General features: G+C 73.0%; 6 protein-coding genes. 5 read left to right on the forward strand and 1 reads right to left on the reverse strand.

Annotated features, from left to right (window positions below; translation table 11 throughout):
- The first annotated feature begins 46 nt into the window (after positions 1 to 46).
- Both mca and BEP24_RS07190 read left to right on the forward strand, forming a co-directional pair.
- Positions 47 to 937 carry a mycothiol conjugate amidase Mca gene (gene mca / locus BEP24_RS07185; protein ID WP_141693387.1) on the forward strand — a complete coding sequence of 297 codons (891 nt, stop codon included), beginning with the start codon at positions 47 to 49 and terminating at the stop codon, positions 935 to 937.
- Positions 934 to 1,227, forward strand: coding sequence for a hypothetical protein (locus BEP24_RS07190; protein WP_083230175.1), 294 nt, complete (start codon positions 934 to 936; stop codon positions 1,225 to 1,227). Before mca ends, BEP24_RS07190 begins: the two co-directional genes overlap by 4 nt.
- Before the next feature lie 139 nt (positions 1,228 to 1,366).
- Here BEP24_RS07190 and BEP24_RS07195 read toward each other — a convergent pair whose 3' ends face one another.
- On the reverse strand, positions 1,367 to 2,068 hold the full coding sequence (locus BEP24_RS07195; RefSeq protein WP_065961817.1) for a hemolysin III family protein: 702 nt from the start codon (positions 2,066 to 2,068) through the stop codon (positions 1,367 to 1,369).
- Positions 2,069 to 2,147: 79 nt separating this feature from the next.
- On the opposite strand from BEP24_RS07195, the gene BEP24_RS07200 reads away from it, so the two are divergent.
- From BEP24_RS07200 to BEP24_RS07210, 3 genes are all read left to right on the forward strand, one after another.
- Positions 2,148 to 2,933, forward strand: coding sequence for an isoprenyl transferase (locus tag BEP24_RS07200; protein WP_065961821.1), 786 nt, complete (start codon positions 2,148 to 2,150; stop codon positions 2,931 to 2,933).
- Positions 2,934 to 3,140: 207 nt separating this feature from the next.
- Positions 3,141 to 4,250, forward strand: coding sequence for an aminotransferase class V-fold PLP-dependent enzyme (locus BEP24_RS07205; protein WP_065961824.1), 1,110 nt, complete (start codon positions 3,141 to 3,143; stop codon positions 4,248 to 4,250).
- 192 nt (positions 4,251 to 4,442) lie between these two features.
- Positions 4,443 to 5,804 carry a PhoH family protein gene (locus tag BEP24_RS07210; protein ID WP_171898748.1) on the forward strand — a complete coding sequence of 454 codons (1,362 nt, stop codon included), beginning with the start codon at positions 4,443 to 4,445 and terminating at the stop codon, positions 5,802 to 5,804.
- Positions 5,805 to 6,083 lie beyond the last annotated feature (279 nt).

The raw sequence follows: 6,083 nt of genomic DNA on the forward strand, positions 1-6,083 counted from the left end.
GCCCGACACCCCACCACCGTCCCGCTCGCCACCCGTGAGGATCACCGTGCCGTACCGCCTGCTGGCCGTCCACGCCCACCCCGACGACGAGTCGAGCAAGGGGGCGGCGACCGCGGCCCGGTACGTCGCCGAGGGCCACCAGGTCCTCGTCGTGTCGTGCACCGGCGGCGAGGCCGGCGACGTCCTCAACGAGCGGCTCGGCGAGCCGGCGACCACGCGCGCGCACCGCGACATGGCGGGCTACCGGCGGACCGAGATGGCCGCCGCGCAGGCCGCGCTCGGCATCGACCACCTCTGGCTCGGCTACCACGACTCCGGGCTGCCCGACGCCGAGAAGGGTGAGACGGTGCGACCCGGGACCTTCTCGACCGTCCCGCTCGAGTACTCGACCGAGGCGCTCGTCCGCGTGGTCCGTCGATTCCGTCCGCACGTGCTCGTCACGTACGACGAGAACGGCGGGTACCCGCACCCCGACCACATCCGCACGCACGAGGTCTCCGTGGCCGCCTGGCGCGACGCCGCCGACCCGGCGAAGTACCCGGACGCGGGGGAGCCGTGGGAGGTCGCGAAGCTCTACTACGAGCGCACGATGAACCCCCGCCGCTTCCGCACGATCTTCGAGGCCCTGCAGGAACGCGAGCCCGACAGCCCGGCGCTCGGTGAACTTCGCGAGTGGGTGGAGCGGTTCGCCGACCGGCCCGACCTCGCGACGACCCACGTCGACGTGCACGAGTACTTCGACGCCCGTGACGCCGCCCTGCGCGCGCACGCGAGCCAGGTGCCGCCGGACAGCGCGTTCTTCTACTGGCCGAACGACCTCCTCGCGACCGTCTGGCCGACCGAGGACTACCAGCTCGTCGAGGCCCGCGTGCCCACCGAGTTGCCCGAGTCCGACCTCTTCGCCGGGATCCCGGCAGACCAGGAGCACGCCGCGTGAGCACCATCCTGACGGCCCTCGCCGCCGCCGCACCGAGCCCGAGCCCGTCGGTCGTCCCCGACGTCGACGTCACCCCCGGGGTCGTCGGCTTCATCGCGATCGCGGTGGTCGCCGTCGTGACGATCTTCCTCGTCGTCGACATGACGCGACGCATCCGTCGCACCCGCTACCGCGCCGAGGTGCGCGAGCGGCTCGAGGCCGGCGACACCGGTGCCGTGACGGACGAGCCGGAGCGGCGTGCGGCCGAGGACGGCCGGGCCGACGTCGGCGACGACACCGAACGCGGCTAGTCGCGACCCGGTGACGGACGGGAGGCGCGTGGCGGGCCCGCCACGCGCCTCCCGTCCGTCACGTGGTCCCGAGCGGTCGTGACCGGTGGCGCCCCGGGGACGGCCCGGTCCGTGAGGACCGTCGGAACGGTGGTCCGGGTCAGCGCACCGGGTGCAGCGCCACGATGAGCACGCCGACCCACTGGGCGGCGAACGCGACCACGGTCAGCGCGTGGAAGACCTCGTGGAACCCGAACACGGTCGGCGCCGGGTCGGGACGCTTGAAGCCGTACACGAGCGCACCGACGACGTACGCGAGGCCGCCGGACAGCACGAGCACGGTCATCGGGACGCTCGCGGCGAAGAACTGCGGCAGGAGCCCGAGCGCCGCGCACCCGAGGACCAGGTAGATCGGCACGTAGAGCCAGCGCGGGGCACCGATCCACAGGACCCGGAACGCGATGCCGAGCGCGGCCCCCGTCCACATCACCCAGAGCACGACCACCATGAGCTGGTGGGGCAGGGCGCAGATCGCGATCGGCGTGTAGGTGCCCGCGATGAGCAGCAGGATGTTCGTGTGGTCGATCCGCTTGAGGACGGCCTTCACCCGCGGTCCCCAGGGGAACCGGTGGTAGGTCGCGGAGACGCCGAACATCAGCAGGGACGTCGCCATGAACACGGCGCTGCCGGCCTTCGCCGCCGCGCTGTCGGCCAGGGTGACGAGCACGACGCCCATCGCGACCGCGACGGGGAACGTGCCGAGGTGGATCCACCCACGCCAGGCCGGCCGGGGTGCCTCCTGCGCGGCGGAGGCCTCCTCGGTGAACGGGACGTGGGGGAGGGTCGCGGTCTCGTCCTGCATGGGACGACACAGTAGGGGCGCTGGCCGAACGGCAGCCGAGCATCGCACGGAGGGCACGACGGTGCACTACAGTCGTGCCGTGGCGGGCAAGGTGCAGTGGGCAGGCAGCGGGATCCTCTACCGCGCCTACCAGCGACGCATCCGCCGCCAGATCGACGGCCAGGCGATGCCGAAGCACGTGGGCATGATCGTCGACGGCAACCGGCGCTGGGCGAAGCAGCTCGGGCTGGAGTCCGCGGCCCACGGCCACCGGGCCGGCGCCGCGAAGATCCCCGAGTTCCTCGACTGGTGCGACGACGTCGACGTGCAGGTCGTGACGCTCTACCTGCTGTCCGCCGACAACCTGACCGGGCGCGGCGGCGCGGAGCTCGAGGAGCTCGTCGGCATCATCGCCGACCTCGCGGGCACGCTCGCCGAGCACCGCGACTGGCGGGTGCAGCACGTCGGTGCGAACGAGGGCCTGCCGGAGAACCTCGTCGCCGCGCTCGAGTCCGCCGAGGAACGCACGAAGGACCACACCGGGCTGCACGTCAACCTCGCGGTCGGCTACGGCGGACGGCGGGAGATCGCCGACGCCATGCGGAGCATCGTCCGGGCCCACGGCGAGGGCGGCGGCACGCTCGACACCCTGGCCGAGGTCCTCACCCCCGAGCTCATCGGCGACCACCTCTACACGCAGGGGCAGCCCGACCCCGACCTGGTGATCCGGACCTCGGGCGAGCAGCGGCTCTCCGACTTCATGCTGTGGCAGAGCGCGCACAGCGAGTTCTACTTCGTCGAGGCGTTCTACCCCGACCTGCGGCAGGTCGACTTCCTCCGCGCGGTCCGCGACTTCGGACGGCGGTCGCGGCGCTTCGGCGGCTGACGAGCGGTTGCCGGGCGGTGCTCGGGCGGCCGGCGGGCGGTTGCCCGGCGGTGCTCGGGCGGCCGGCGGGCGGTTGCCCGGCGGTGCTCGGGCTGCCGGCGGGCACCCGCCCCGGCGCGACCGATGTGCGCCTGGTGGCCTGCGTTCGGTCGGACCGGTCCATCCCAGTAGACTCACAGGGTTTTCGTCCCACGGAAGGTTGCCCCTGTGAACACCACCGAGTACGCGGCCGGCTTCGCCGAGGAGCCCGGCTACCTCGACCACGCCGCGTTCGGTCCCGTGCAGACAGCCGTCCTCGAGGAACAGCGCGTGCTCGGCACCATCCAGGAGCACATGCGCTTCGGCGCCATGGAGACGCTCGACGAGCAGGACGCCCGTGTCCGCACCGTCGCCGCACGGCTCGTCGGCCGCCGCGAGGACCAGGTCGTGTCGCAGACCGCGACCACCCCGGGCCTGCTGCACGCCGCGTTCGGCATGACCGGCGGCGTGCTCGTGGCCGCGGACGAGTACCCGTCGCTGCCCCTCGCCCTCGCGAGCGCCGCGTCGGCCACGGGCGGCCGCGTGCAGCCCGTCGTCGTCGAGGCCGGCGCCGGCTGGATGACACCCGAGCTGATCGCCTCGCGCCTGACCGACGACGTCACCGCCGTGGCCGTCTCGCTCGTCGACTGGCAGACCGGGTACCTGGCCGACCTCGCCGGCATCCGCGAGGTCATCGGCGACCGCCTGCTCGTCGTCGACGCCATCCAGGGCTTCGGCGTCGTGGACGCGCCCTACGAGGCCGCCGACGTCGTCGCGACCGGTGGACAGAAGTGGCTGCACGCCGGGTGGGGCACCGGGTTCGTGTCCTTCAGCGACCGCGCCCTGAACCGGCTGCGTCCGGCGCTGTCCGGCCCGCACGGCACCACCGGGTGGCCGACCGAGGTGCCCGCGGTGAAGCCGGGCGCCGCCGGCTACCAGATGACCCGCGTCGACCCGGTGGCGCAGGCGCGCCTCGCGGTGTCGCTCGAGCGGCTCGTCGCCGTCGGGGTCGCCGAGGTGGAGCGGGTCGTCGCCGACCGTGTCGAGCGTGTCTTCGACATCGCCGACGAGTTCGGCCTGGTCATCGAGTCGAGCCGCGACCCGCGCGAGCGTGCCGGGATCGTCACGCTCCGCCCGCCGCAGGGCCGGCTCACCGCGCTGTCCGCCGCGTTCCACAACCACGGCGTGACCGCGACGACGCGGCTCGGGGTCGCCCGGGTGTCGGTGTTCGCGTCCACCACGGACGAGACGCTCGACATGTTCCGGGACGCCTGCCTGTCCTACGCCACGATGCAGTAGCACCCCGCACCGTCCCGTTCACGCGACCGTAACCTGGGGCGCAGCGTGTCGCGGGTCGGACGCCACGGGCCGGACGTACGGTCGCCACATCGGGCACAGCGCCCGGTCGAGGCGGCCACGGTCGGTGCTTCGAGACCCGCTCCACGGCCGCGTCGAGGACATGGACCGGGCTGCTCGCGGCCCGGGGATGGAGTGGTCGTGACCTCTCAGAACGTCTCGCGCGGAACCCAGCAGCACCCCACCGCGGACTCGTCCACCTCGGTCGCCCAACGCACGTACGTGCTCGACACATCGGTGCTCCTCAGCGATCCGCGGGCCTTGTTCCGCTTCGCCGAGCACGCCGTGGTCCTGCCCGTCGTGGTCGTCAGCGAACTGGAGGCCAAGCGGAACGACCCGGAGATCGGGTACTTCGCGCGACAGGCCCTCCGGCTGCTCGACGAGATGCGCATCGAGCACGAACGCCTCGACTTCCCGATCGCCCTCGCCGACGGCGGGTCGTTCCGGGTCGAGCTGAACCACTCGAACCAGTCGGTGCTGCCCTCGGGACTCCAGCTCGGCGACAACGACTCCCGGATCCTCGCCGTCGCGTCGAACCTGGCGAACGACGGGCTCGACGTGGTCGTCGTGTCGAAGGACCTGCCGCTGCGGGTCAAGGCGTCGTCGATCGGCATGGCCGCCGAGGAGTACCGCGCCGAGCTCGCGGTCGACTCGGGCTACACCGGCATCACCGACCTGCAGGTCTCCGGCGAGCAGATGAGCGACCTGTACGAGCGCGAGGAGATCGCCTCGGCGCAGCTCGCGGACGTGCCCGTGAACACGGGTGTCGTCATCCACTCCGAGCGCGGCTCCGCCCTCGGCCGCGTGCACACCGCCGGGTCGGTGGCGCTCGTGCGCGGCGACCGCGAGGTCTTCGGCCTCCGCGGTCGGTCGGCCGAGCAGCGGCTCGCCATCGACGCGCTGCTCGACCCGGAGATCGGCATCGTGTCGCTCGGCGGCTCGGCCGGCACCGGGAAGTCGGCGCTCGCGCTGTGCGCCGGGCTCGAGGCCGTCCTCGAGCGGCAGCAGCACAAGAAGATCATGGTGTTCCGCCCGCTGTACGCGGTGGGCGGCCAGGAACTCGGGTTCCTGCCCGGTGACGCCGGCGAGAAGATGAACCCGTGGGCACAGGCCGTGTACGACACGCTCGGTGCGCTGGTGTCGGAGAACGTGCTCGAGGAGGTCGTCGAGCGCGGGATGCTCGAGGTGTTGCCCCTGACGCACATCCGCGGTCGGTCCCTGCACGACGCGTTCGTGATCGTCGACGAGGCGCAGTCGCTCGAGCGGAACGTCCTGCTCACGATGCTGTCGCGCATCGGGCAGAACTCCCGCGTCGTGCTCACCCACGACGTCGCCCAGCGCGACAACCTGCGGGTGGGCCGGCACGACGGCGTCGCCTCGGTGATCGAGCGGCTGAAGGGACACCCGCTGTTCGCCCACGTCACGCTGACGCGGTCGGAGCGCTCGGCGATCGCGGCGCTCGTGACCGAGCTGCTCGACTCGCCCGACCTGGGGTAGCGCGCGGCCGGGCCGGGCCCGGCCCGGCCGGGCCCGGCCCGGCCCGGGCCCGTCCCGCGAAAGCGACAGATCGCGGGACCGCGCGCCCGTCCTGTCCGCGGAAGCGACAGATCGCCGCTGATGGTTCAGCACGATCTGTCGCTTTCGCGACCCAGGGCACGGGGGAGGGACCGGGGACGAGCCGGCGCGCGGTGGGCGGGACCGGACGACGGACGGGAGGCGCGGTGCCGGCTGGCACCGCGCCTCCCGTCCGTCAGGGGGTCCCGCTGGTCAGGCGGG

Origin of the sequence: Curtobacterium sp. UCD-KPL2560 (genome assembly GCF_001705035.1) — a bacterium.
GTDB lineage: Bacteria > Actinomycetota > Actinomycetes > Actinomycetales > Microbacteriaceae > Curtobacterium.